Annotated in this window: 13 protein-coding genes; 10 read left to right on the top strand and 3 right to left on the bottom strand. The window is 67.7% G+C overall.

Annotation, left to right across the window (positions count from 1 at the left end; all coding sequences use genetic code 11):
• The first annotated feature begins 48 nt into the window (after nt 1-48).
• Nucleotides 49-1659: an alpha-glucosidase gene (locus FHR66_RS10950; protein WP_160967326.1), complete on the top strand. Its 1611-nt coding sequence runs from the start codon at nt 49-51 to the stop codon at nt 1657-1659.
• 987 nt (nt 1660-2646) lie between these two features.
• Here the strand turns inward: FHR66_RS10950 and FHR66_RS10945 are convergent.
• Together FHR66_RS10945 and FHR66_RS10940 are read right to left on the bottom strand one after the other, a co-directional pair.
• Nucleotides 2647-5397, bottom strand: coding sequence for a TonB-dependent receptor (locus tag FHR66_RS10945; protein ID WP_160967327.1), 2751 nt, complete (start codon nt 5395-5397; stop codon nt 2647-2649).
• Between the two features lie 498 nt (nt 5398-5895).
• On the bottom strand, nt 5896-8001 hold the full coding sequence (locus tag FHR66_RS10940) for a glycoside hydrolase family 97 protein (protein WP_160967328.1): 2106 nt from the start codon (nt 7999-8001) through the stop codon (nt 5896-5898).
• A 240-nt stretch (nt 8002-8241) separates the two neighbouring features.
• On the opposite strand from FHR66_RS10940, the gene FHR66_RS10935 reads away from it, so the two are divergent.
• The 3 genes from FHR66_RS10935 to FHR66_RS10925 are packed head-to-tail and all read left to right on the top strand — an operon-like array spanning nt 8242 to nt 13606.
• Nucleotides 8242-10443 (top strand): alpha-L-rhamnosidase-related protein, encoded by a 2202-nt coding sequence (locus tag FHR66_RS10935; protein ID WP_160967329.1) that lies wholly within the window; start codon nt 8242-8244, stop codon nt 10441-10443.
• The gene (locus tag FHR66_RS10930; protein WP_160967330.1) at nt 10440-11924 is read left to right on the top strand and encodes an MFS transporter; all 1485 of its coding nucleotides are present in this window, start codon (nt 10440-10442) and stop codon (nt 11922-11924) included. The genes FHR66_RS10935 and FHR66_RS10930 overlap by 4 nt, the downstream gene beginning before the upstream one ends.
• Before the next feature lie 8 nt (nt 11925-11932).
• Complete coding sequence (locus tag FHR66_RS10925) at nt 11933-13606, top strand: alpha-amylase family glycosyl hydrolase (protein ID WP_202394703.1); 1674 nt, start codon at nt 11933-11935, stop codon at nt 13604-13606.
• A 127-nt stretch (nt 13607-13733) separates the two neighbouring features.
• Here the strand turns inward: FHR66_RS10925 and FHR66_RS10920 are convergent, their stop codons facing one another.
• Nucleotides 13734-14798, bottom strand: a complete 1065-nt coding sequence (locus FHR66_RS10920) for a LacI family DNA-binding transcriptional regulator (protein WP_160967332.1) — start codon at nt 14796-14798, stop codon at nt 13734-13736.
• 329 nt (nt 14799-15127) lie between these two features.
• Here FHR66_RS10920 and thrS point away from each other — a divergent pair, with 329 nt between their 5' ends.
• The 6 genes from thrS to pheT all read left to right on the top strand — a co-directional run bounded on the left by thrS (nt 15128) and on the right by pheT (nt 22256).
• Complete coding sequence (thrS, locus tag FHR66_RS10915; protein WP_160967333.1) at nt 15128-17032, top strand: threonine--tRNA ligase; 1905 nt, start codon at nt 15128-15130, stop codon at nt 17030-17032.
• A 48-nt stretch (nt 17033-17080) separates the two neighbouring features.
• Nucleotides 17081-17620: a translation initiation factor IF-3 gene (gene infC, locus FHR66_RS10910; protein WP_081613216.1), complete on the top strand. Its 540-nt coding sequence runs from the start codon at nt 17081-17083 to the stop codon at nt 17618-17620.
• A 372-nt stretch (nt 17621-17992) separates the two neighbouring features.
• Complete coding sequence (rpmI, locus tag FHR66_RS10905) at nt 17993-18190, top strand: 50S ribosomal protein L35 (RefSeq protein WP_010342861.1); 198 nt, start codon at nt 17993-17995, stop codon at nt 18188-18190.
• Between the two features lie 10 nt (nt 18191-18200).
• Entirely contained in the window at nt 18201-18560 is a 360-nt protein-coding gene (gene rplT, locus FHR66_RS10900; RefSeq protein WP_010342859.1) for a 50S ribosomal protein L20, read from the top strand.
• A 202-nt stretch (nt 18561-18762) separates the two neighbouring features.
• Nucleotides 18763-19758 (top strand): phenylalanine--tRNA ligase subunit alpha, encoded by a 996-nt coding sequence (gene pheS, locus FHR66_RS10895; protein ID WP_160967335.1) that lies wholly within the window; start codon nt 18763-18765, stop codon nt 19756-19758.
• Between the two features lie 119 nt (nt 19759-19877).
• Nucleotides 19878-22256: a phenylalanine--tRNA ligase subunit beta gene (pheT, locus tag FHR66_RS10890; RefSeq protein ID WP_160967337.1), complete on the top strand. Its 2379-nt coding sequence runs from the start codon at nt 19878-19880 to the stop codon at nt 22254-22256.
• Nucleotides 22257-22264: the final 8 nt, after the last annotated feature.

Genomic DNA, 22264 nt, shown 5'->3' with positions numbered 1-22264 from the left:
TTCGCGTGCCCGTCGCACGCGCGATCTCTGCCCGAAGGGGGGCGTTGCATGTCTCAGGCTCCATGGTGGCGCGGTGCCGTCATCTATCAGATCTACCCGCGTAGCTTCCTCGACGCCAACGGCGACGGTATCGGCGACCTGCCGGGCATCGTGCGCAAGCTGGATTACATCGCGGCATTGGGCGTGGATGCGATCTGGATCTCGCCGTTCTTCAAATCGCCGATGGCCGATTTCGGCTACGACATCGCCGATTACCGCGAGGTCGATCCGCTGTTCGGCACGATGGCCGACTTCGATGCACTGCTGGCCAAGGCGCATGCGCTGGGCCTGAAGGTGATGATCGACCAGGTGCTCAGCCATACCTCGGTGGAGCACGACTGGTTCAAGGAGAGCCGGCAGAGCCGCGACAATCCAAAGGCCGATTGGTACGTGTGGGCCGATGCGCGCGAGGATGGGACGCCGCCGAACAACTGGCTGTCGATCTTCGGTGGTGTGGCGTGGCAGTGGGAGCCGCGCCGCGGTCAGTACTATCTGCACAACTTCCTGGCCTCGCAGCCGGATCTGAACTTCCACAATCCGCAAGTGCAGCAGGCGACGCTGGACAACGTGGAGTTCTGGCTGGCGCGCGGCGTGGACGGCTTCCGGCTGGATGCGATCAATTTCTGCTTCCACGATCCGCAGCTGCGCGACAATCCGCCCAAGCCGCCGGAAAAGCGGGTCGGCCGCGGCTTCAGCCCGGACAATCCCTACGCCTTCCAATACCACTACTACAACAACACGCAGGCGGAGAATCTCCCGTTCCTGCAGAAGCTGCGCAGTCTGCTCGACCGCTATCCGGGGACAGTGAGTCTGGGCGAGATCTCGTCGGAAGATTCGCTGGCGACCACGGCCGAGTACACCCGGGCCGGTCACCTGCACATGGGCTACAGCTTCGAATTGCTGACCGACGATTTCAGCGCCGCCTACATCCGCGAGACGGTGTCGCGCCTGGAAGCGGCGATGACCGAAGGCTGGCCGTGTTGGGCGATTTCCAATCACGACGTGCAACGTGCAGTGACGCGTTGGGGGCAGGGTACTGAGACCCCGGCCTTCGCGCGCCTGCTGATCGCGATGCTGTGCTCGCTGCGTGGCTCGGTCTGCGTCTACCAGGGCGAAGAGTTGGGCCTGGGCGAGGCGGAGGTGCCGTTCGAGGCGTTGCAGGATCCCTATGGCATCGCGTTCTGGCCGAACTTCAAGGGCCGCGATGGATGCCGGACGCCGCTGCCATGGGACGCCGGCGAACAGGCCGGCTTCAGCACCGGGACGCCCTGGTTGCCGATCGCGCCAGCGCATCGCGCACAGTCGGTTGCGGCCCAGGAGGCCGATCCACAGTCGGTCCTGCGTGCGATCCGCGAGTTCCTGGCCTGGCGCAAGCACCATTCGGCGCTGCGCGAGGGCGACATCGTGTTTCACGAGACGGCTGAGCCCGTGCTGATGTTCGAGCGTCGCCACGCCGCGCAAACCCTGCTGCTGGCGTTCAATCTGTCTGCAGAAGCCGTCGACGTGGCGGTGCCGCAGGGCGCCTGGGAGGTGCTGGAAGTACCGGGCGTGGCGCCTGGCGCGGTCGGCGAGCGTCTGCGTTTGCCCGGCTATGCGATGGTGTGTCTGCAGGGCGCGTGAGCGCGGGTCGGTAGTTGCTGGCTAGGGAGGTGCCGCATCGCCGGTGATCGGCTGCGGCACTGCAAACGATGTTTATCTGCGAAGAGACAGTCCGGTGTGTGCATCGCGTCGCGGATAGGGCCTTATGCGTGCCGAGGCAGCGTTGGCGCTCGATTGAACGACCCTGATCGATTCGGAATTCCAGTGTCTGTAGGCATGTTGCGGTGATCGCGCCGTTTTCGCAGCCGGTGCGTGCGGTCGTCAGCGCTCGCGTCGTCGCCGACAATGGCGCGGTCCTGGCACCAAGGTCAGCGCAGAGGCTTGCCTCGTTGCTCCACACGACAGACGGCCGCCTCCCCCCGCGCTGTCGATCCCGCCGGCTACTCGGCTACGAATCCGCCGTCATCGCTGCGATAGTGGAATCGCGGCAAGGTCAGCACGTCTGCGTGCCGACCTTTGTGACCTGAAACGCCGCTTTTGCCAGCGAGGCCCCAGTCTCGGTCTCGCAGCGTCTCTGCTGAGATCCGTCGTTGACGATGGGGTGCTGACCTCGATCAGTTGCCGTAGCATCGAGTCGGCGATGATGCATCGTCTGTGGTGTGGTCAGCCGGTCGGTTCGGAATTCAGCATTGAATGTCCATGCATGACGCTTCCTCGCACGCTCGAGGATTGGCCTATGCTTTCCCGAGATACAGCGTTTCCAGCGACGCGAGCCATTCCGCGCTTTCGCGGCTTTCTGTTGGGAACTTCGTTGACGAGGCGAGGTTTCTATCAGTTACTGCACGATCGCCTTGTATGGTTCTTCTCGCAGGCGAAAAGGTCGGAGCCCCTCCAAACCGCTCGGTTTGATCGCAATCGACAAAACGCCTGCCGCCCCGTGCGATCCTGATCTCATCGTGTTGCCTCCCCGCACTCCGCAGCATTCGACACAAACACAAGCGACAATCGCCCAACGAAAACGCCCGCCGGGTGCGCCGGCGGGCGTCGTCTGCAGCCTTTACGCGGGACTCAGAACTTGTAGTTCACGCCCAGCATGTAGGTGCGTCCCCATTCAACGTATTCCAGCGGGCGATCCTTGGTGCCAGCATACGTGCGGTAGGGCGAGTTGGTCAGGTTGCTGGCCTGCAATAGCAGGCTCAGCCCGGCCAGGGTGCTGCCATCGGCGAAGGTATAGCTGACCTGCGCGTCGGTGACGTTTTCGCCGACCACGTAGCGCAGCGTGCGGTTGCCGTTGAAGTTGCCGATCTCGCCGATGAAGTCCGAGCGGCGCCGCTGGCTGACACGCGCCTCGAAGCCGTTGTGCTCGTAATACGCGGTGAGGTTGTACACGCGCTTGGACAGGCCCGGCAGGTCGATCGGCGCCGAGCCGACGCTGGAGGCGCTCTCGGGATCGACGATCTTGATATCGCTGTCGTTGAAGGTGGCGCTGGCTTGCACGCCGAAGCCGCGCAGGCTGTCGCTGAGCATGTCCAGCGGCAGCGAGGCGGTCAGCTCCAGGCCGCGCAGGGTGCCGCCCTTGCCGTTCTGCGGCGAGGAGAAGGTGCCGGTGGTCTGCACCGGTACGGTCATCCCCGGCGGGGGCACATAGCTGGCGAGCAGGGCGGAAAAGTCGTAATCGTCGCGCGACTGCGTGTAGATGTAGCTCTTCAGGTCCTTGTAGAACACCGCGGCGGCCACATAGGCCTTCTCGCCGAAGTACTTCTCGTACGACAGGTCCAGCGCGTTGGCACGCCACGGATCGAGCAGGGGATTGCCGCCGCTGCCGCCGGGCTTGCCGGTGGAGGTATCCACGCCGAAGTCCAGGCCGGCGCGCATCTGGTCCACGCGCGGCCGCGCCACCTGCTTGGCAGCGGCGAAGCGCAGCGTCTGCTGGTGCGGGAACAGGAAGGCCAGGTTGAGGCTCGGCAGCCAGTCGTTGTAGGTCTTGCCGGCATCGATCGGCAGCACGTTCTGGCCGGCGGGACGCGATTGGTCGAAGTAGCTGGACTGCGAGCTCTGGTCGGCGTGCTGCAACTGCACACCGATGTTGCCGCGCACGCCGACCTCGCCGATGTCGGTGTTGATGTTGGCGCGCAGCCAGGCCGTGGTGATCTTCTCCTGCACGGTCCAGGACTTCGGGATCAGATAGTCCAGGTTGGTGACCGGGTTGAAGCTCATGTAGCGCGAGACCGCCGCCGGGACGTTCCAGGCCGGAATGGTGCCGATGCCGGCGAAGCCAAGGTTGACCGGGTCGTACTGCAGGTCGTTGGCGATGTTGGTGTCGCCCTGCGCGCCGAGCAGGATGTTGCCTTCGGCCTGGGTCTTCTGCTTGCGCCGGTCGGCGTAGTTGACGCCCACGTCGATGTCGGAGAACCAGGTCAGCGCCTGCGGTGCCGGTAGCGTCGCCGCCAGGCGGCCACCCTTCAGGCGGTCCTCGACCTCCGGCACCTTGCCGTAGCCGGAGCCGTAGATGGTGTTGGTCAGAAACAGGCTGTTCGGGTCGGAGTAGTCGCGGCCGGGCGTGATCTGCGAGAAGCCATTGGGCTTGACCACGAGGCCGACGGTGTCCAACTGCGGCATCGGCACTAGCTGCAGGTTGTTTTCCAGGTTCAGTTCTTTGCGCGTCGCCTTGGAGTAGTTGAGGTCGGCCATCAGGCGCATGCTGCCGAGGTTGAACTCGTTGTTCCAGCCGAACGCGTCGATCTTGTCCTTGCGCTTGTTGTACATGCCGCGCACCAGCGGATACACGCCGCTGGCGGTGCCGCCGGTGAAGCTGCCGCTGGCGTCGACCTGCGGATTGGTGATCAGCAGGCCGGGCGTGTAGCCGCCATTGAAGTTGCTGAGATTGACCTCGAATTGATTGGCGGTATCGATCTGCTCGGCTTCGGTATGGAACGCGTCGAAGGTGCTGGTCCAACTGCTGGACGGACGGAACTGCACGGTCGCCATCACGCCGTCGCGCTTGTTGTTGCCGGTGCGGCGCAGCGCCTTGATGCCGTCGGAGAAGTAGGTGCCCGGGGCCAAGCCGGGACGGCTGCCGCTGTCGGTGTTCTGCGTCGTCCACGGCTCATACAGGCCGACCTGGTTCTCCTGGATCGGCATGTCGCTGTGGGCATAGCCGATCGACACGCCCAGGGTGTTGTCCAGGAACTGGTCGATGTAGCTGGCGCTGAAGCGATTGCCGAAGGCGTCGACGTCGGCGGCCTTGCCGAGCGAGCTCTTCTGCAGGCGGCCGCTGATCGCGATCACCCGGTCCGGGAAGCTCAGCGGGCGCACGGTCTGCATGTCGATGGTGCCGGACAGGCCCTGGCCGACCAGGCCGGCATCGGGCGTCTTGTACACGGTCACGCCGTTGACCAGTTCCGAGGGGTACTGGTCGAACTCGACGCTGCGGTTGTCGCCGGTGCTGACCACTTCGCGGCCGTTGAGCAGGGTGGTGGCGAAGTCGGGCGACAGGCCACGCACGCTGATCACCTGGGCACGGCCGGCGACGCGCTGTGCGGCCAGGCCGGGCAGGCGGCCGAGCGACTCGGCGATGCTCACGTCCGGCAGCTTGCCGATGTCCTCGGCCGAGATCGCCTCGACGATGGACGTCGAGTCCTGCTTGATCGCGATGGCGTTCTCGATGCCGCGGCGGATGCCGGTCACCTGGACCTTGTCCAGTTCGGTCACCGGATTGTTGGGCGTGGCGGCGGTGGTATCGGACTGTGCGGCGGCCAGCATCGGCGTCATCGCGACGGCCAGCGCCAGCGTCAGCGCGTTGCGCTTGTGGTTCAACATTTTCCCCTCCCAGGCAATGTTGTCTTGCGAATGTCTGAACCGGCGAGGCGGCCGGATATGCGTGTCGCGCAGCCGCAGGGCGGTGTCGCGATTGCGCTGTATGGTAGACACGCGGCTTCGTCGCGAACGCCCGCTGCATACGTATTCACTGGCCTGCATCGCATTGGAAGCGCTTTCAGGATCGCGATGTCGTGCGCCTGGCGCTAAGCCGGTGCCGTTGGGTACGTGCATTGCGCTCTGCAGCCGATGTCGACTGTCGTGGATGCTCGGGTGCCATGAGGCAGGGGATGTAGCGGTTGCGTGAACGCGTGGGCCTATCCGGCCATGGAGCTGATAGCGCGGCAGATCCAGGCCAACGCCGCGTGCAACGGCGCTGTCCTTTCGTGCGCACTGGCGCGACGCCTGGCGCACGAGGAAGGGGCCAGGCAAGAGGGCCAAGCAAAGAGCGCAGTCGCCGCCGCTGTACCGCTGGCGGCACTGCATCGCCAAGAGGCCCCGTTAGCGCAGCGCACCCGAGCCGGCAGATGCAGGCGCCGGATCCAGCGGAACGAAACGGATCGCCTGGCCGCCGCCGGGCGCCAGCTTCAGCTGCAACTGGTCGCGGCTGGTGACCTCGCGCTGTTCGCGGACGAAGTCGAACGGATTGTGCTGGTAGTCGGCGGCATCGCCGTCGCGGTAGATCTCGGCGCGGTAGCGCACGCCCGGCTCGAGGAAGCCCAACGCGATCGGCAGCACGCGGCCGTGTTCGTCGGTGATGCTGCCGAGGAACCAGTCGCGGCTGTGGCGGTCCTTGCGCACGATGGTCACGTAATCGCCGATCTCGCCGTCGAGCACGCGGCTGTCGTCCCAGTCCACTGCCAGGTCCTCGATGAAGCGGAAGGCGTCGCGGTGCTGCAGGTAGTGTTCGGGCAGGTCGGCCGCCATCTGGATCGGGCTGTACAGGGTCACATACAGTGCCAGCTGCCGTGCCAGCGTGCTCGGAATCGCGCGTCCGCCGCGGCCCTTCAGGCTGAGGATGCCGGGCGTGTAGTCCATCGGCCCGGCCAGCATCCGCGTGAACACCAGATTGACCTCGTGCTCCGGTGGATTCGGCGGCTCGCCCCAGGCGTTGTACTCCATGCCACGTGCGCCTTCGCGCGAGAGCCAGTTCGGGTAGGTGCGGCGCAGGCCGGTGTCCTTGATCGGCTCGTGGGCATTGACCGACAGATGGCGCTTGGCCGCCTCCTGCACCACCTTGAGATGGTGGCGGGCCATGAACTGGCCATCGTGCCATTCGCGCCACAGCGGGCCGCCGGCCGGATTGCGCCGGTCCACCTGGCCGTCGTCGCAGACGTAGCCGGTCTTGAAGGTGTCCACGCCCAGCCGCGCATACAGGTCCAGCGCCGCATCGAGCTGGTCCTCGTAGTGCTCCACCGCGCAACCGGTCTCGTGGTGGCCGATCAGGTGCACGCCCTTCTTCGCCGCGTAGGCGCTGAGCGCGGCGATGTCGAAGTCCGCGGTGGCGCGGGTGAAGTCGAAGTCGTACCCATTGCCGACCCAGTTGCCGTCCCAGCCGGGGTTCCAGCCTTCGACCAGCACGCCACGGAAGCCGTGCGCCGCGGCGAAGTCGATGTAGCGGCGGGTATTGGCGGTGGTGGCGGCATGCTTGGGGCCGCGCGCCCAGGTTTCCTGGTTCAAGTGCATCGACCACCACACGCCGATGTACTTGGCCGGGTGCACCCAGCTCACGTCGCCCAGTGCGTTGGGTTCGTTGAGGTTGAGGATCAGGTTGGAATCGACCAGGCCGCCGGCGGTGTCGCTGATCTGCAGCGTACGCCACGGCGTGTCGAAGGGCAGGCGACGGCGGGCCTTCCAGCCCTCCGCCGACGGCGAGAGTTGCGCATGCAGGCGCTGGCCTTCGCCGCGGCGCAGCCACATGCCGGCGTAGTCGACCAGGGCCGCCTCGTGGATGGCCAGGTGCAGGCCGTCCTGGCTGCGCAGGGTGAACGGCGTGTGCGCCAGCGGCACTTCGCGCAGCGGCGTGCGCCGGTACAGGTATTCGTAGTGAATGGGAGCGCCGGCGGGAATCCACCAGGCCGTCGCGTCGGGGACGATGTCGAACTCGGTGAGCTCCTCGTCGATCACCGCCTCCTGCATCCCCGCCTGCTGCGGAAAGCTGTAGCGGAAGCCGAGCCCGTCGTCGTAGACGCGGAACACCACCGCGAAGCGGCGCTGGCGGCCGCCGCGCTCGCCCAGGTCCACGCGCAGCTCGTTGTAGTGATTGCGTACGTAGCGGCGCTCGCCCCAGGGCTGTTCCCAGGTTTCGTCGACGCTGCGGCTGCGCTGGTCCAGCAACGCCAGGTCGCGATCCAGGCTGCCATCGCGCAACTGGAAGCCGAGCCGCGATTCGCCGATCACCGGCTCGCCCAGGCGCTGCACGCGATAGCTGGGGCGGCCGTCGTCCAGTTGCACGGACACGCGCAGGATCTTGTCCGGCGAATCGATGCTGGCCACGGTCTGCGGTGCGGCCTGCAGTCCAGGGGCGATGCACAGCAGCAGCGTTGCCAGCCACGATGGCAGGCGCTGCGTCGGGCGCAGGCGCAATGAGGCGTGAAGCAGCGGCATATCCCCTCCCAAGGCGACCGTGGCGCCGCAACGACTATAGCGAGGCGGTTCCTTGCAGCCGGAGGCCTTGGCGATGAATACGTATGCAACTACACGCGCCGTGGTGCTGCCCGTCTACCATGTCCGCAGCGCCCCGCGATGCGGAGGCGGCGACCGCAGCGCAGGCATGCCGGCCTGCGCTTCCACCATGCAGGCAAAGAGGGAGGGAGGTCGATCGGTGCGAGCCGGTCTGCCGCTTCGATGCTGAAGATGATCTGCTTGGCCGCCACCTTGGGTGCTGCGGCGTCGGCGTCTGCTGGACAGACGTCATTGCAATGGCGCGGCCAGACCGCGCAGGCCGAAGCCACCGCCGACGGCGGCTTTGTGCTGCACGCGGCGCAGGGCACGCGCACGCTGTCGGTGCAGCCGCTGCGCAGCGAGACCGACAGCCTGTTGTTCGATGCGCTGTTCGCGTTGGCGCAGCAGGAACTGCGCGACGACCAGGTCCAGGCGATCCGTGACCCGGCGTTCGATCACGGCAAACCGTTGCCGTGCGATTGCTACCAGACCGGCGAGCGCTGGCCCTACGTGTGGACCCGCGACGTCAGCTATGCCGCCGACCTGGCGCTGGCGCGGCTGGATCCCGAGCGCACGCGGCGCTCGCTGCACTTCAAGCTGTCGCCGATGCGCGGCGCCGATGCGCTGCCGGGGCTGTTCGTGGCGCAGGACACCGGCTCCGGCGGCAGCTGGCCGGTGAGCAGCGACCGCGTGGTGTGGTTTCTGGCCGCGCGTCACTTGCTGGACGAACCGGGCTTCGCCGCCGACACCCGTGCCGCGCTCACCGCCACGCTGGCGCAGGACCGCGCGTTCGCGTTCGACCCGCGCATCGGCCTGTACCGCGGCGAGACCTCGTTCCTGGACTGGCGCGAGCAGACCTATCCGGCCTGGACTCGCGAGGACGTCGGCTTCATCGCCAGTTCCTTCGCGCTGTCGACCAACGTGCTGCACTATCAGGCGCTGCGTCTGGGCGAGCGCCTGGCCCGTGAGCAGGGCGACACGCAGGCGGCCGCGCGCTATGCCGGCTGGGCCGATGCGCTGCGAAAGGCGATCGCGCAGCGCTTCTGGCGCGAGGACCGCGGCACCTACGTCGGCTACATCGGCACGGCCGAGCATCCGGTGCGCTACGAAAGCTACGATCTGCTGGGCCTGTCGCTGGCGGTGCTGGCCGACGTGCTGCCGGCCGAGCGCGCACGCCAGGCGCTAGCCCGCTATCCCGCGGTGGAGGCGGGCAGCCCGGTGGTGTGGCCGCAGCAGCGCGAGGTGCCGATCTACCACAATCGGGCGATCTGGCCGTTCGTCAGCGCCTATGCGCTGCGCGCGGCGCGGCATACCGACGACAGCGCGCGCATCGATCTGGAAGTGCGCTCGCTGCTGCGCGGCGCCGCGCTCGCCGGCTCGAACATGGAGAACTACGAATTCCTGAGCCAGGCCGCGCATGTCGACGACGGTCCACTCAGCGGCCCGGTGGTCAATTCGCCGCGGCAGCTGTGGTCGGTGGCGGGCTACCTGGCGATGGTGATCGAGGGCGTGTTCGGCCTCGAGGACGATGGTCGCGTGCTGCCCAAGCTGCCGACCAGCCTGGTGCCGCTGCTGTTCGGCGAGCGCCAGGAGATCGCATTGCAGCTAAAGGACCGACGCATCGTGCTGCGGAGGCCGCAGCAGCTGCAAGGCGACCTGCTGGTCGCCGGCGAGACCCGCACCCAGGACGGTGTGACCACCGTCGACCTGGTCGCGCGCCGCAGCGGCAGCGCGCCATTGCAAATGCTCACGGCCGCGGACGCCTTCGCGCCGCTGGCGCCGCCGGCACCGCAGGTGCGGCGCCAGGCGCAGGGCTGGCGTGTGCAGGCGGCCGCGGACACGGTGCTGTACGTCGATGGGCAGGCGCGACCCGGCAGCGCCGACGGCGCGCTGTTGCCGCTGGCCGAGCGCGTGCAATGCCTGAGCCTGACCCGGCAGAGCGCGCGTTGGGAGTCGTTGCATAGCCCTACCGTCTGCATCGGCGACTCGGCGCGCATGGAGGGTGCCGATGACTGGGTCTGGACGGTGCCGCACGATGGCGCGTACCGGCTGAGCGTGCGCTACGTCAATGCGCATGGCCCGATCAACACCGGTGTCACCGCGGCGGTCAAGCGCCTGCAGGTGCAGTGCGGAGCGGCGTCGCCGCAGTCGCAGCCGCTGGTGATGCCGCACAGCGTCGGCGAGCAGGCCTCCACGGCGGCGGTGTTCGCGCTGCAGGCCGGGCAACGGTGCGTCGCGCGCTTGCTGCCGGCGCAGAACATGAGCGCGCTGCAGCACTTCGCGCGCTACACCGGCGGCCAGGGTGGCGCCGATGGCGTGGTCAATGCCGCCGACGTCGCCGCGCTGCTGATCGCGCCGGCCGGCCCGATCGAGGAGCGCCCATGAGCGCCGTGCCGCGCGCCAAGCCGGCGCTGTCGTTCTGGCAGATCTGGAACATGTGCTTCGGTTTTCTGGGCATCCAATTCGGCTTCGCGTTGCAGAACGCCAATGCCAGCCGCATCTTCCAGACCCTGGGCGCGGACATGGAGCAGGTGCCGGGGCTATGGATCGCCGCGCCGCTGACCGGCCTGATCGTGCAGCCCATCGTTGGCTACCTGTCCGACCGCACCTGGAACCGTTTCGGGCGGCGCCGGCCGTATTTCATGGTCGGTGCGCTGCTCACCACGCTGGCGTTGCTGGTGATGCCGAACTCGCCGGCGCTGTGGGTGGCGGCCGGGACGCTGTGGGTGCTGGACGCCTCGATCAACATCTCGATGGAGCCGTTCCGCGCCTTCGTCGGCGACCAGTTGCCGGCGCGCCAGCGCGCCAGCGGCTACGCCATGCAGAGCTTCTTCATCGGCGTCGGTGCGGTGGTGGCGAGCATGCTGCCGTGGCTGCTGGCGCACTGGGGGGTGAGCAACACCGCGGCCCCTGGTGAGGTGCCGGCGACGGTGCGCTACGCGTTCTATCTCGGCGGCGCGGTGCTGTTCCTGTCGATCGGCTGGACCGTACTGCGCACCCGCGAATATCCGCCCGAGGATCTGCACGGTTTCGACGACGCCACGCCGGCCGCCACGGCGACGCAGCCGCGCTACGCCGATGTCGCCGCGACGCTGTGGTGCGCCGCGGGCATCGCCGGGGCGGCGGCGATCGCCTTCAGTGGCGGCGACCGCATGCTGTACGTGCTGGCCGGGCTGTGCCTCGGCTACGGCGTGCTGCAGGGCGTGGCGCCGCGCCTGCGCCGCGGGCACATGCTGGCCGCGATCGTCTGCGACCTGCAGACCATGCCGCAGGCGATGCGGCGGCTGGCCTGGGTGCAGTTCTTCTCGTGGTTCGCGCTGTTCGCGATGTGGATCTACACCACCGCCGCGGTCACCCAGACCCACTACGGCACCCACGATGCGACCTCGGCCGCGTACAACGAGGGGGCAAACTGGGTCGGTGTGCTGTTCGCCGCCTACAACGGCTTCGCCGCCCTGGCGGCGATCGCGATCCCGCTGCTGGTGCGTGCCTGCGGGCTGCGCGTGAGCCACCTGCTCAACCTGTGCCTGGGCGCGGCCGGCCTGCTGTCGTTCCTGTGGATCCGCGACCCGCAGTGGCTGCTGCTGTCGATGGTCGGGGTCGGCTTCGCCTGGGCCTCGATCCTGTCGCTGCCGTATGCGCTGCTGTCGGACAGCGTGCCGGCGGCGAAGATGGGCGTGTACATGGGCATCTTCAATTTCTTCATCGTGATCCCGCAGTTGGTCGCGGTCAGCGTGCTGGGCTTCGTGCTCACGCACTGGCTCGATGGCCGGCCGCTGTACGCGTTGGCGATCGGCGGCGGCAGCCTGCTGGTGGCGGCGCTGTGCGTGCTGTGGGTGCCGTCGGATTCGGGAGCGAACGCATGATCGATCGGATGTCGTTGTTGGCGCTGGCCCTGCTGGGTGCCTGCGCTGGGTCGGCGCAGGCGCAGGCGCCGGCGCAGGAGGAGTTCTACGGCACGCTGGAGCCGTTCGCCAGCGAGGCGGTGTATTTCGTGGTCACCGACCGCTTCGTCAACGGCGACCCGGGCAACGATCATCGCGACCAGGGCGGCGCGCACCGCACCTTCGACATCCCGATCCCGGCGCCGCCGGGCGAGAGCGACAACATCGGCTACCTCGGCGGCGACTTCAAGGGCGTGGTCGACAACGCCGGCTACATCCGCGACCTGGGCTTCGGCGCGGTGTGGATCACCCCCATCGTCGACAACCCGGACGAGGCCTTCACCGGCGGCAAGCCGATCACCTGGGGCAGCTCGCTGAGCGACCGCGGCAAGACCGGCTACCACGGCTACTGGGGTGTGAACTTCTACAAGCTCGACGAGCATCTGCCGAGCCCGGGGCTGGATTTCGCCGGCTTTACCCAGGCCATGCACGCGCAGCAACTGAAGGTGGTGCTGGACATCGTCGGCAATCACGGCTCGCCGGCCTGGACCATGCCCAAGCGGCAGCCGATGTTCGGCCAGGTGTTCGACCGCGACGGCAAACTCATCGCCGACCACCAGAACCTGCCGCCGTCCAAGCTGGACCCGGCGCACAACCCGCTGCACGCGTTCTACAACACCGGCGGCAACCTGGCGCAGTTGTCCGATTTCAACGAGCGCAATCCGGCGGTGATGGAGTATCTGGTCGGCGCTTACTCGCAGTGGCTGGGGCAGGGCGCCGACGCGTTCCGCATCGACACCATCGGCTGGATGCCGGACAGCTTCTGGCACGAGTTCGTGCGCCGCATCCGCGCGCAGCGCCCGGGCATGTTCATGTTCGGCGAGGACTTCGACTACAACGCGCACAAGATCGCCGGCCACACCTGGGCCAGTAATGCGGGCGTCAGCGTGCTGGATTTCCCGCTCAAGCAGGCACTGGCGGCGACGTTCGGCCACGCCCGGCACGGCTACGAGACGCTGCAGCCGGCGCTGTATCTGGAGCGTGGCCCGTACGCCAATCCGTACGAGTTGATGACCTTTTACGACAACCACGACATGGCGCGGCTGGATGCCAGCGACGCCGGCTTCATCGACGCGCACAACTGGCTGTTCACCGCGCGCGGCATCCCGGTGATCTACTACGGCTCGGAAACCGGCTTCATGCGCGGCCGCGCCGAGCACGCCGGCAACCGCAACTACTTCGGTCAGGCGCGGGTGAACGCCGCGCCATCCAGCCCGATCTTCGCGCCGTTGCGGCGCATCGCCACGCTGCGCCAGCGCAGCCCCGCGCTGCAGCGCGGCCTGCAGCTCAACCTGCAGTTATCCGGCGACGAGGCGGTGTTCTACCGGGTGTTCCAGCACGCGGGCAGCATCCAGACCGCACTGGTGCTGCTGAACAAGAGCGATGCGCCACGGACGATGGAGGTGCGCCGCTACCTGCAGCCCGGCGCCTGGCACGACGGCTTCGATGGCAGCGCTATCGAGGTAACGGATGCGCTGCGCGCCGAGGTGCCGGCACACGGCGTGCGCGTGTTCCTGTCCGATGCGCTGATCGTGCGCCCGGACCTGCGCGCGCGGCTGCGCTGGCTGATGGCGGCCAAGGACGGGGTTGCGCCGACGCCCTGAGCGCGACGTGGCAGGCGTTGCGTCGTCGCGCCTGCCTGCAGGACCCGGCGTGGGCGCCTCGCGTCGGGTTCCGGCCCTTTCAGGCAGCTGACAGGCCGATGCGCTGCCGTGACGCAGGCCGGCAATGTCAACTGCGCAGCGAAGAACCGCGCAGCGCCAGCGTCACCGGCAGGGTGCGGCTGCTCACTGGCTGCCCGGCGATCTGCGCCAGCAAGGTGTCCACCAGCACCGCACCGGCCAGCTTGGTGTCCTGCTGCACCGTCGACAGCGCCGGATCGACGCTGGCGGCGACAGGAATGTCGTCGAAGCCGGCCAGGGCCACGTCCTCGGGCACGCGCAGGCCGTGCTCGCGCAAGGCTTTCAGCGCGCCGATCGCGATCAGGTCGCTGGCGGCGAACAGCGCATCGAAGCGCTCGCCGCGCCCCAGCAGGGCCAGGGCGGCCTCGTAGCCGGACTGCTCGGTAGTGATCGCATCGACCTGCAGTGCCGGCGTGGCCTCGGCGCCGGCCGCGTGCAGCGCCTGCAGATGGCCGCGGTAGCGCTCCAGGAACTCGGGGTAATGGTTGGAGGCGTCGCCGAGGAAGGCGACGCGGCGGCGGCCCTGCGCCAGCAGGTGTGCGGTGATGTCGTGCCCGCCCTGGAAGTTGTCGCTGCCGATCGACACCCCGGGCTGCCCGGGCAGCACTGCGCCCCAGCGTACGAAATGGGTGCCCTGGTCGACCAGGTGCTGCAGCCGTTGCTGCGCCTGCAGGTAGTCGCCGTAGCCGAGCAGGATCAGGCCATCGGCCTTCTGGCTGTCGCCGTAGTCGGCGCGCCAGTTGTCCGACAACTGCTGGAACGACACCAGCAGGTCGTAGCCATGGCGGGCGCAGGCGCGGGTGATCGAGCCCAGCATCGAGTGGAAGAACGGGTTGATCAGCGAGTCGTCGGTGGTCGGATCTTCGAAGAACAGCAGCGCCAGGGTGCCGGCATTGCGCAGGCGCAGGCTGGAGGCGTGCTTGTCGACCTTGTAGTTCAGCTCGCGCGCGATCGCCAGGATCTTGCGCCGAGTCTGCTCATTGACCGCCGGGCTGCCGCGCAACGCGCGCGAGACCGTGGGTTGCGATACGCCTGCCAGGTAGGCGATGTCCAGCGATGTGGCCTTGCCTTTGATGATGGCGCGTCCGTTGCGGAGAAAACGTGGTCGAAGCATGCCATGGCGCCTGCTGCAGCTCTTGCTGCGCTGCAGCGAGAAGGGTGGTGGCGTCCTCTCTTCGCGGGCCTCAGGCAGTTGCCAAAAGGTATCGTTTTGAAAAAGAGTGGTTTACCATCGTCCCAATCACCTGATCCGGACCTGGGTGGCCCGCGGCGACGCCGGCCGAGCGTGCGACATGAGCACTACCACCGCCCTCGCTTGAGTTCCCGCCCAAGGCTGTCCGAGCAGGCGCCCTTGTGGCGCCTTCTTTCTGTCCCGCGCCCTGCCTCGACTGCCACCACGATGGCGTGGACGCCGTCCCCCCGTTTCCCTTTTCGCCGACTCCCATGATCACGATTACGCTCCCCGACGGCAGCCGCCGCGAATTCGAACATCCCGTCAGCCCCATGGACGTGGCCCAGTCCATCGGCCCCGGCCTGGCCAAGGCCACCATCGCCGGTCAGGTCGACGGCCGCCTGGTCGACGCCTGCGACCTCATCGACCATGACGCCAGCCTGCGCCTGATCACCGCCAAGGACGCCGAGGGCGTGGAGATCATCCGCCACTCCTGCGCGCACCTGGTCGGCCACGCGGTCAAGCAGCTGTATCCCGAGGTCAAGATGGTGATCGGCCCGGTCATCGCCGAGGGCTTCTACTACGACATCTACAGCGAGCGCCCGTTCACCCCCGAGGACATGGCGGCGATCGAGAAGCGCATGCAGGAACTGATCGCGCAGGACTACGACGTGATCAAGAAGGTCACTCCGCGCGCCGAGGTGATCGAGCTGTTCAAGCAGCGCGGCGAGGACTACAAGCTGCGCCTGATCGAGGACATGCCCGACGACGTCACCGCGATGGGCCTGTACTACCACCAGGAATACGTGGACATGTGCCGCGGTCCGCACGTGCCGAACACGCGCTTCCTCAAAGCCTTCAAGCTGACCCGCATCTCCGGCGCCTACTGGCGCGGCGACGCCAAGAACGAGCAGCTGCAGCGCATCTACGGCACCGCCTGGGCCGACAAGAAGCAACTCGAGGCCTACATCCTGCGCGTGGAGGAAGCCGACAAGCGCGACCACCGCAAGATCGGCAAGCAGCAGGACCTGTTCCACCTGCAGGAAGAGGGCCCGGGCCTGGTGTTCTGGCACCCGAAGGGCTGGTCGATCTGGCAGGTGGTCGAGCAGTACATGCGCAAGGTCTACCGCGACAGCGGCTACGGCGAGGTGCGTTGCCCGCAGATCCTGGACGTGTCGCTGTGGCAGAAGTCCGGCCACTGGGACAACTACCAGGACAACATGTTCTTCACCGAATCGGAGAAGCGCACCTACGCGGTCAAGCCGATGAACTGCCCGGGCCACGTGCAGGTGTTCAACCAGGGCCTGCACAGCTACCGCGACCTGCCGATCCGCTACGGCGAGTTCGGCGCCTGCCATCGCAACGAGCCGTCCGGCGCGCTGCACGGCATCCTGCGCGTGCGCGGTTTCACCCAGGACGACGGCCACATCTTCTGTACCGAGCAGCAGATCGAGGCCGAGGTCACCGCCTTCCACCAGCAGGCGTTGAAGGTGTACGGCGACTTCGGCTTCGACGACATCCAGATCAAGATCGCCTTGCGCCCGGAAAAGCGCCTCGGCGACGACGCCACCTGGGACAAGGCCGAGGCCGCGCTGCGCGCCGCGCTCGGCGCCTGCGGGGTGGAGTGGCAGGAACTGCCGGGCGAGGGCGCCTTCTACGGCCCGAAGATCGAGTACCACCTCAAGGACGCGATCGGCCGCACCTGGCAACTCGGCACCATGCAGGTGGATTTCATGATGCCCGGCCGCCTCGGCGCCGAGTACGTGGACGAGCATAGCCAGAAGAAACATCCGGTCATGCTGCACCGGGCCATCGTCGGCTCGATGGAGCGGTTCATCGGCATCCTGATCGAGCACCATGCCGGCATGTTCCCGGCCTGGCTGGCGCCGGTGCAGGCCGTGGTCATGAACATCACCGACGCGCAGGCAGACTATGTAGACAACGTGCGGAAACTCCTTGCAAATCAAGGCTTCCGCATCGAGGCCGATTTGCGGAACGAAAAAATCGGTTATAAGATTCGCGAACACACGCTGCAGCGGGTGCCGTACCTGTTGGTCGCAGGTGGCCGCGAGACGGAAAACGGCGCGATTGCGGTCCGTACGCGATCGGGGGAGGATCTGGGCACCATGTCGGTCGCCGCCTTCGCCGAACGGCTGCGCGCCGAGCAGTTGGCGTGACACCACCCTGGCGCGGACGGAGCCTCCGTCCGCACCAGTCCGATTCCCCTGGGAGATTGCAACATCAGTACCCCTGACAACAAACAGAACCGCAAGAACCAAGAGATCCGCGTGCCGCGCGTGCGCGTGATCGGCGCGGACGGCGAGATGGTCGGCGTGTTGACCCGCGACGAAGCGCTGGCGCTGGCCGAAGAGGACGGACTCGACTTGGTCGAGATCCAGCCGCAGGCCGATCCGCCGGTCTGCAAGATCATGGACTTCGGCAAGTTCAAGTTCGAGCAGCAGAAAAAGGCCAACGAAGCCAAGAAGAAGACCAAGCAGGTCGAGATCAAGGAAATCAAGTTCCGTCCGGTCACGGACGAAGGCGATTACCAGATCAAGCTGCGCAACATGCGCCGCTTCATCGAGGAAGGCGACAAGGTCAAGGTCAACATCCGCTTCCGCGGTCGCGAGATGAGCCATCAGGAGCTCGGCCGCGAAATGGCCGCGCGGATCGAGGCCGATCTGGGCGAAGACATCGTCATCGAATCGCGTCCGCGCCTGGAAGGCCGGCAGATGGTGATGATGATCGCGCCGAAGAAGCGCTGACGCAGGCCAGGATCGCGCCCCGCCCAACGCGGGCGCGCGACCAACCGGGCGCCCACGGCGCCCACTGGCATCGTAATCCCGGCGTTTTTGCCCCGACGCAGGCTGCGTGGTTGCGTCGTGCGCGCCGTTTCCGATGCTCCATTCCCGAATCGCGGCGCGCCAGTGCGCGCCACCCAAACTGCATGATTTGCAAGGCATTCCAAGCCCTGGCATAATGCGCGGCCCAGTTCATCGGGTTTGCCGCTCGCGCGGCAATAGGACCCGCCCGGATCCTCAGTGGATCAAGGGCTTACAAGCAGGTAAGGGCACGGACGGAAAGTGTGGCGCAGCCACCGCCCTGACCAGTGACAAAACACCATCAAGGACATTGCAATGCCCAAGATCAAGACCAACCGGGCGGCGGCCAAGCGTTTCCGCAAGACCGCCTCCGGCAAGTACAAGGCCGGCCACGCCAACCGTAGCCACATCCTCACCAAGAAAGCGACCAAGCGGAAGCGCAACCTGCGGCAGACGAACCACGTCCGTGCCGAGGACGCAGGCCGTCTTGACCGTATGCTTCCCTACCTCTGAGGACTGAACCATGGCTCGAGTCAAGCGTGGCGTCCAGGCGCGCCGTCGTCACAAGAAAGTTCTGAACCTCGCCAAGGGCTATTACAACGCCCGTCGCAAGGTCTTCCGCGTTGCCAAGCAGGCGGTGATCAAGGCGCAGCAGTACGCCTACATCGGCCGCAAGCAGAAGAAGCGCAATTTCCGTTCGCTGTGGATCACCCGCATCAATGCGGCGGCCCGCATCAACGGCATGAGCTACAGCCGTTTCATGAACGGCCTGCTCAAGGCTGGCATCACCCTCGACCGCAAGGTGCTGGCGGACATCGCCGTGCACGACGCGCAGGGCTTTGCCGCCCTGGCGGAGAAGGCGAAGGGCGCGCTGGCGGCATAAGTGCGAGTCCCCGCAGAAACCCGCACATCCATGTGCGGGTGTTCGGCGGGAGCAATCGCAGTCATGCAGGGGAAGGGCGCAAGTCCTTCCCCTTTTGCGTTTTTGGGCGTCCCGGCGACGGGGCGCCTGCCGGGTAGGGAGGTTCCGCATCGGCGGGACACGGTGGCCACGGGTTCGGCCGGAGCAGTGAGGCGCGAGTGCAATGAGTGAGATCGATTCCCTGAGCGGGCAGGCGCTGGCGGACATCGCCGCGGCGCAGAGTCCGGAGGCGCTGGAGCAACTGCGGGTCGCGCTGCTCGGCAAGAGCGGCAGCATCACCGCACAGCTCAAGCAGCTCGGCGCGCTGGCGCCGGAGCAGCGCAAGCTGGCCGGCGAGGCGATCAATCGCGCGCGCGACACGGTATCCGCCGCGCTGGCCGAGCGCCGCGCGCTGCTGGAAACCGCGGCCCTGGACGCACGCCTGGCCGCCGAGCGCATCGACGTGACCCTGCCGGGCCGGCGCGGCGAACGCGGCGGGCTGCATCCGGTCACCCGCACCCTGGAGCGCATCACCGAGATCTTCGCGCGGCTGGGCTACGAACTGTCCGACGGCCCCGAGATCGAGGACGACTGGCACAACTTCGAGGCGCTGAACTTCCCGCCGCACCACCCGGCGCGGGCGATGCACGATACCTTCTATTTCGGCGATGGCCGCCTGCTGCGCACCCATACCTCGGGCGTGCAGGTGCGCTACATGGGTGAGCATGCGCCGCCGCTGCGCATGATCGCCGCCGGCAAGGTCTACCGCAGCGACAGCGACCAGACCCACTCGCCGATGTTCCACCAGGTCGAAGGCCTGCTGGTCGACGAGCACGCGACCTTCGCCGACCTCAAGGGCACCCTGGCCGAGTTCGTGCGCGCGTTCTTCGAGCGCGATTTCCAGATGCGCTTCCGTCCCAGCTACTTCCCCTTCGTCGAACCCGGCGCCGAGGTCGACATCGCCTGGCAGCAGCCCGACGGCAGCACCCGCTGGCTGGAGGTGCTCGGCTGCGGCATGGTGCACCCGAACGTGCTGCGCAACGTCGGCATCGACCCGGAGCGCTACACCGGCTTCGCCTTCGGCATGGGCGTGGAGCGCTTCGCGATGCTGCGCTACGGCGTCAACGACCTGCGCGCCTTCTTCGAGAACGACGTGCGGTTCCTGCGGCAGTTCGCTTGAGGGCGGGGATTCGGGATTCGGGAGTGGGGATTCGCGAAAGCGGGTCCACGCGGCTTCCGGATCTCGCTTGACCCGCTCTTACGAATCCCCACTCCCGAATCCCCAATCCCGGCTCCCCAATGAAATTCAGCGAAAACTGGCTGCGTAGCCACGTTCCGACCCAGGCCACGCGCGAGCAGCTTGTGGCCACCCTGACCGCGATCGGCCTGGAGGTCGAGGAGGTCGTGTCGCTCGGCGACGGCCTGCAGCAGGTGGTGGTGGCGCGGATCGTCGAGGCCGCGCCGCATCCCGAGGCCGACCGGCTGCAGGTGTGCCGGGTCGATGCCGGGCAGGGCGAGCTGCTGCAGATCGTCTGCGGCGCGCCCAATGCGCGCGCCGGACTGGTTGCGCCGTTGGCGCTGGTCGGCGCCCAGGTCGGCGGCATCGCGATCAAGCCGGCCAAGCTGCGCGGGGTCGAATCCAACGGCATGCTCTGCTCGGCCAAGGAGCTGGGCCTGGACAGCGACGCGTCGGGCCTGTTCGAACTGCCCGACGATGCGCCGATCGGCCAGGCGCTGACCGAGTATCTGGGCCTGCCCGACGCCAGCATCGAGATCAAGCTCACCCCCAATCGCGCCGACTGCTTCGGCGTGCGCGGCATCGCCTACGACGTGGCCGCGGCCTGCGGCAGCGACGTGCTGCCGCTGGTGGTGGCGCCGGCCGCGGTGAGCAGCGCGCGCACGCTGCCGGTCGCGCTGGCGGCGGGCGCCGACGCGCCGCGCTACTGCGGCCGCGTGGTCGAGGACCTGGATCCGGCGGCGAAGACGCCGCTGTGGATGGCCGAGCGCCTGCGCCGCAGCGGCGTGCGCCCGGTGTCGCTGCTGGTGGACATCACCCAGTACGTGATGCTGGAACTGGGCCAGCCGATGCATGCGTTCGACCTGGACACGTTGCAGGGCCCGGTCGGTGTGCGCCACGCGCGCACCGGCGAGACCCTGACCCTGCTCGATGGCCGCGAGGCCGCGCTGGATCCGGGGTTCCTGCTGGTCACCGATGCCGATCGGCCGGTGGCGCTGGCCGGGTTGATGGGCGGCCAGGCCACCCGTGTCACCGAGACCACCCGGCACGTGTTCCTGGAGGCCGCGCATTTCGCCCCGGCGGCGATCATGGGCCGCGGCCGCAAGCTCGGCCTGCACACCGATGCCGGTCACCGTTTCGAGCGCGGCGTGGACCCGGCATTGCCGCGGCAGGCGCTGGAGTTGGCCACGCGGTTGGTGCTGGAGCTGGCCGGCGGACGTGCCGGCCCGGTGGTCGAGGCCGAGTTGCCGGAGTTCCTGCCGACGCCGGCGCCGATCGCGCTGCGCCGCGCGCGCATCCTGCGCGTGCTCGGCATCGAGATCGCCGATGCCGACGTGGAGCGTATCCTGCGCGCGCTGGGCATGGACGTGGCCGCTTCGGCCGATGGCTGGCAGGTCACCGCGCCGAGCCGTCGCTTCGACATCGCCCTGGAAGAGGACCTGATCGAGGAACTGGCGCGCATCCACGGCTACGACCGCCTGCCGACCACCTTGCCCGGCGGCGCCACGCGTATCGCCATGGACAGCGAGATCCAACTGGACGAGCGCAGCGTGCGCCGCCAGTTGCTGGCGCGCGATCTGCTCGAAACCATCAACTACGCCTTTGTCGATGCCGCGCTGCTGGACCAGTGGGGCCTGCACGACGGGCGCGTCGCCCTGGCCAATCCGCTCAGCGCCGAACTGGCGGTGATGCGCCCGTCGCTGTTGCCGGGGCTGGTCGCTGCGCTGGGCCGCAACGTCGCGCGCCAGGCCGGGCGCGTGCGCCTGTTCGAGCTGGGCAAGGTGTTCGCCGCGGCGTCGGAGGCCGGCACGGCGCCGACCGAGACCCAGCGCGTGGCGGCGGCCGTGTGCGGCGATGCCGACGCCCTGCAGTGGGGCCTGCCGGCACGCAAGGTGGATTTCCACGACCTCAAGGGCGACCTGGATGCATTGGCCGCGGCCTCTGGCGCGCGCCTGGACTACCGTGCGTCGACGCATCCGTTCGCGCATCCGACCCGTTCGGCCGACGTCTATCGCGACGAGACCCGGATCGGCTGGATCGGCCAGTTGCATCCGCGGCTGCTGCAGGCGATGCAGATCGACGTGGACGTGCTGGCGTTCGAGCTGGACCTGGCGCCGCTGGCCGCGCGCGCCCTGCCGCGCGCCGCCGAGTTGTCGCGGTTCCCGTCGGTGCGTCGCGATCTGGCCTTCGTGGTGCCGGACGCGGTGAGCTGGGCGGCGCTGGCGCGCAGCGTGCGTGCGGCGGTGGGGCCCTTGCTGCGCGAGGTGGTGCTGTTCGACCGCTACGTCGGCGCGGGGGTCGAGGCTGGTTGCAAGAGTCTCGCTATGGGCTTGATTTTGCAGGACAACACGCGCACTCTGACAGACCGCGACGTGGAGGCGGTGGTCGCCGATGCCGTGGCCGCGCTGGCGCGCGAACACGACGCGCGGATGCGTGGTTGAGACGTACA

It is taken from the genome of Xanthomonas sp. F4, assembly GCF_011761895.1.
Note: the sequence above shows the minus strand (reverse complement) of the source record. Positions and strands in the feature narration are given on the sequence as shown.

Bases quoted from the DNA above. Each gene is read 5' to 3' on its own strand.
- FHR66_RS10940 (WP_160967328.1), bottom strand. From the start codon at position 8,001: ATGCCGCTGCTTCACGCCTCATTGCGCCTGCGCCCGACGCAGCGCCTG.
- rplT (WP_010342859.1), top strand. From the start codon at position 18,201: ATGGCTCGAGTCAAGCGTGGCGTCCAGGCGCGCCGTCGTCACAAGAAA.
- pheT (WP_160967337.1), top strand. From the start codon at position 19,878: ATGAAATTCAGCGAAAACTGGCTGCGTAGCCACGTTCCGACCCAGGCC.
- thrS (WP_160967333.1), top strand. From the start codon at position 15,128: ATGATCACGATTACGCTCCCCGACGGCAGCCGCCGCGAATTCGAACAT.
- FHR66_RS10945 (WP_160967327.1), bottom strand. From the start codon at position 5,397: ATGTTGAACCACAAGCGCAACGCGCTGACGCTGGCGCTGGCCGTCGCG.
- FHR66_RS10935 (WP_160967329.1), top strand. From the start codon at position 8,242: ATGCTGAAGATGATCTGCTTGGCCGCCACCTTGGGTGCTGCGGCGTCG.
- FHR66_RS10950 (WP_160967326.1), top strand. From the start codon at position 49: ATGTCTCAGGCTCCATGGTGGCGCGGTGCCGTCATCTATCAGATCTAC.
- FHR66_RS10920 (WP_160967332.1), bottom strand. From the start codon at position 14,798: ATGCTTCGACCACGTTTTCTCCGCAACGGACGCGCCATCATCAAAGGC.
- FHR66_RS10925 (WP_202394703.1), top strand. From the start codon at position 11,933: ATGTCGTTGTTGGCGCTGGCCCTGCTGGGTGCCTGCGCTGGGTCGGCG.
- rpmI (WP_010342861.1), top strand. From the start codon at position 17,993: ATGCCCAAGATCAAGACCAACCGGGCGGCGGCCAAGCGTTTCCGCAAG.
- pheS (WP_160967335.1), top strand. From the start codon at position 18,763: ATGAGTGAGATCGATTCCCTGAGCGGGCAGGCGCTGGCGGACATCGCC.
- FHR66_RS10930 (WP_160967330.1), top strand. From the start codon at position 10,440: ATGAGCGCCGTGCCGCGCGCCAAGCCGGCGCTGTCGTTCTGGCAGATC.